This is a genomic window from Brevibacterium sp. AGC70 (assembly GCF_057334195.1).
Window position 1 is genome coordinate 180,101 of record NZ_JBHFIH010000017.1, and the last position, 3,631, is coordinate 183,731.

Below are 3,631 nucleotides of genomic sequence, written 5' to 3' on the forward strand. Positions count from 1 at the left end.
CCCCCCCCACGGCGTGTGATCAGCCCTCCGAGACTGCTTCTCCCGACTTCACCTTGGCCATGCGCTTGTCCCAGAAATCGGCATTCCGGATGTCGAGCGCCTTGGGATCGAAGACCGGATCCAGGCCCTGCTTCCTCTGACGTTCGAAGTCCCGGAGGAGCTTGAACGCCGGACCCTGCAGGATGAGGATCGCGATGATGTTGAGCCAGGCCATGAGGCCAACGCCGATATCGCCCAGGGCCCAAGCGCTGCCGGAGGCCGACATCGCGCCGACGGCGACGGCGATGAGGATGAGCACCTGCAAGGCGCGCTTGCCGATGGTCAGTGCCAGGGGGTTCTTGAGTCGGCCCAGCAGGTAGACCAGGTTGGTCTCGGCCATGTAGTAGTAGGCGACGATCGTCGTCAGGGCGAAGAGGAAGATCGAGATCGCGATGAAGCCGGCACCGAGGCCGGAGATCATCGTATCGAGACCGGCCTGCGGCCACTTCTCGCCCGGAGTCGCAGCGATTGACTCGACCATCTGGCCGCGGCCCGTTCCGATGATGGTCTCACCATCGTCACCGAAGACCTTGTACATGCCGGTGGAGAGGATCATGAACGCGGTTGCGGAGCACACGAACAGGGTGTCGATGTAGACCGACCCTGCCTGGACGAGGCCCTGCTTCGACGGGTGTGAGACCTCGGCGGCGGCAGCAGCGTGAGGTCCGGTGCCCTGGCCGGCTTCGTTCGAGTAGATTCCGCGCTGGACGCCCCACTGAACGGCCATGCCGATGATTCCGCCGAAGGCGGCTTCTGGTCCGGCGTCGATGCCGAAGGCGGACTTGAACACGAGCTCGAAGACCGGAATGATCTGGTCGGCGTTGATCAGGGTCACTGCGATCGCGGCGATGATGTAGATGACGGCCATGAAGGGCACTGCCAAAGAGGCGAAGTGCGCGATGCGCTTGACTCCGCCGATGACGATGAAGCCCATGATCACGGCGAGGATGATCGCAGTCACCCAGGTCGGAGTGCCCCAGGCGTTCTCGACGGCACCGGAGATCGCGTTGGACTGGATGCCGGGGAGCATGAAGCTCATGGCCATGACCGTCACTGCTGCGAAGACCATGCCGTAGACCTTGAACAGTCCTTTGGCCTTGGTATGGCGGTAGGCCTTCTCGATGTAGTAGGCCGGGCCACCGCGGTATTCGCCGGTCTTGGGGTCCTGCTCCTTGAACACCTGGCCAAGCGTTGATTCGACATAGGAGGTCGACGCGCCCAGCAGCGCGGAGATCCACATCCACACGATGGCACCGGGCCCGCCGAAGCCGATGGCTGTGGCGACGCCGGCGATGTTGCCGACGCCTACTCGACCGGCCAGCGATATCGCCAGCGCCTGGAACGAGGAGACGCCTTCATCGGAGCTCTTGCCACGGAACATCTGGGTGAAGATGGCTTTGATCTGTCGGATCTGGACGGCGCGGGAACGGATCGTAAAGTAGACACCGGCGCCGAGGCACAGGTAGACGAGGGCAGACGACCAGATGATGTTGTTGAGCCATTCGAGGACTGCAGACATGCTTCTCCAATCAGGAGGCAAAAGACGGGATTGACCATTGGGCGGGATCCGGCAGTGAGCTGGATCAGGCATTTATATGGGCGATCACGGAAAGGGGCATGAGTTTTCTCTGTGATCGACTTCATAAGTCAAACGGATTGTGACTCGTGACGCAAATCCGGTGGTCACGGCCCGGAAAATCAGCCCGGACGCCGATTTCCATGAGGCCATCGGCACATTTCAATGTGGTGACAGAGTGGGCGGAATCATACTGTGAAGTTCACTATTTGGGACGCGAACCGTAAGATGTGGTGCGGATCTCTCCGAGCAAAGACGACACGGAGAGCACTTTGGATGACAAGGAACACAATGAAACGTCGAACTGGTGCAAAGGCAGTGGCCATCGCCGCTGCCGGCGCTTTGCTACTCTCGGCATGCTCGACCTCGACAACTGGTGGAGACGGCGAAGAGGGCGGTGGTTCCCTCACAGTGGGCACCACGGACAAGGTTGTCGCTCTCGACCCGGCCGGTGCCTATGACAACGGAAGCTCGCTCGTCGAACAGCAGGTCTACCCGTTCATCTTGGCCTACAAGCCGGGCACGGCAGACCTCAACCCCTCCATCGCTGAATCAGCTGATTTCAGTGAACCGACGAAATACGAGGTCAAACTCAAAGAGGGGCTGAAGTACGCCAACGGAAACGAACTCACCTCCTCGGACGTGAAGTTCTCCTTCGAACGACAGCTGAAGATTCAGGATCCGAACGGGCCTTCGTCCCTTCTCGGCGGTCTGAAGTCGGTCGAAACCCCGGACGAGCAGACCGTCGTCTTCAACCTCAAGCGCAAGAACGACCAGACCTGGCCGGGTGTGCTGGCCAGCGCCGCAGGACCCATTGTCGATGAGGACGTGTTCGAGCCGGACAAGATCACCGAAAACCAGGCCATCGTCGATGGCAAGGCCTTCGCTGGTCCGTACACGATCGACGGCTTCAAGTTCAATGAGCTGCTGACCTACAAGGCCAACCCCGACTATGAAGGCTTCATCGAGCCCGCGAAGACCGAGACCGTGCAGATGAAGTACTTCTCGGACGCGAACAACATGAAGCTCGAGGTCCAAGAGGGCAAGATCGACGTGGCCTGGCGCTCGCTGTCGGCCACCGACATCGAAGACCTCGGCACCAAGGAAGACCTCAAGGTCCACAAGGGGCCTGGTGGCGAGATCCGCTACATCGTGTTCAACATGGACACGATGCCCTTCGGCCCGAAGACCGATGAGGCCGATGAGAAGAAGTCGCTGGCAGTGCGCCAGGCCATGGCCGATTCCGTCGACCGTCAGGCCATCGCCTCGCAGGTCTACAAGGACACCTTCACCCCGTTGTACTCCCACGTCCCCGACGGACTGCCGGGAGCCGACGAGCCTCTGAAGTCGGAATACGGAGACGGGAAGGGAGGCGCCGACGTCGACAAAGCCAAGAAAGCCCTCAAAGACGCCGGTGTCAAGACCCCGGTCAAGCTCAACCTCCAGTACAACCCCGACCACTACGGTCCCTCATCGGGCGACGAATACGCCTTGGTCAAGGACCAGCTGGACAAGACGGGGCTGTTCAAGGTCAACCTCCAGTCGACCGAATGGGTGCAGTACAACAAGGACCGCACCGCCGACTCCTACCCGATGTACCAGCTGGGTTGGTTCCCGGACTACTCGGACGCGGACAACTATCTCGTGCCGTTCTTCTATGACACAGAGGAGACCCCGAGCTTCCTGGACAACAACTACAGGAACAAGTCGATGAACAAGGCGCTGAACGCTCAGTCCTCCATCGACGACAAGGGCAAGCGTGCGGAAGCGCTGAAGAAGATCCAGGGTCAGCTCGCTGAAGAGCTGCCGACCCTGCCGCTCCTTCAGGGCAACCAGATCGCGGTGTCCGGCAAGGACGTCAAGGGCGTCGATGACACCCTCGACCCTGCGTTCCAGTTCCGTTTGGCACTGCTGAGCAAGTGAGAGCGCGAACCACACGCGTCGCCATCGGCGTGAGAGCGCGCGCGGCGATGCTCCGACGATCAACGAACTGATCGTCGATACGAGGTGCAGGTG

2 protein-coding genes are annotated in these 3,631 nt (G+C 60.7%); one reads left to right on the forward strand and one right to left on the reverse strand.

Going from position 1 to position 3,631, the window contains the following annotated elements; translation table 11 throughout:
• Positions 1 to 19: 19 nt before the first annotated feature.
• Positions 20 to 1,558, reverse strand: coding sequence for an alanine/glycine:cation symporter family protein (locus ACE03M_RS15110; RefSeq protein ID WP_143920915.1), 1,539 nt, complete (start codon positions 1,556 to 1,558; stop codon positions 20 to 22).
• A 348-nt stretch (positions 1,559 to 1,906) separates the two neighbouring features.
• On the opposite strand from ACE03M_RS15110, the gene ACE03M_RS15115 reads away from it, so the two are divergent.
• Positions 1,907 to 3,538, forward strand: coding sequence for an ABC transporter substrate-binding protein (locus ACE03M_RS15115; protein ID WP_485934841.1), 1,632 nt, complete (start codon positions 1,907 to 1,909; stop codon positions 3,536 to 3,538).
• Positions 3,539 to 3,631 lie beyond the last annotated feature (93 nt).

What these genes read in the sequence shown, in the direction of transcription:
- ACE03M_RS15115 (WP_485934841.1), top strand. Translation starts at nt 1,907, where the DNA reads ATGAAACGTCGAACTGGTGCAAAGGCAGTGGCCATCGCCGCTGCCGGC.
- ACE03M_RS15110 (WP_143920915.1), bottom strand. Translation starts at nt 1,558, where the DNA reads ATGTCTGCAGTCCTCGAATGGCTCAACAACATCATCTGGTCGTCTGCC.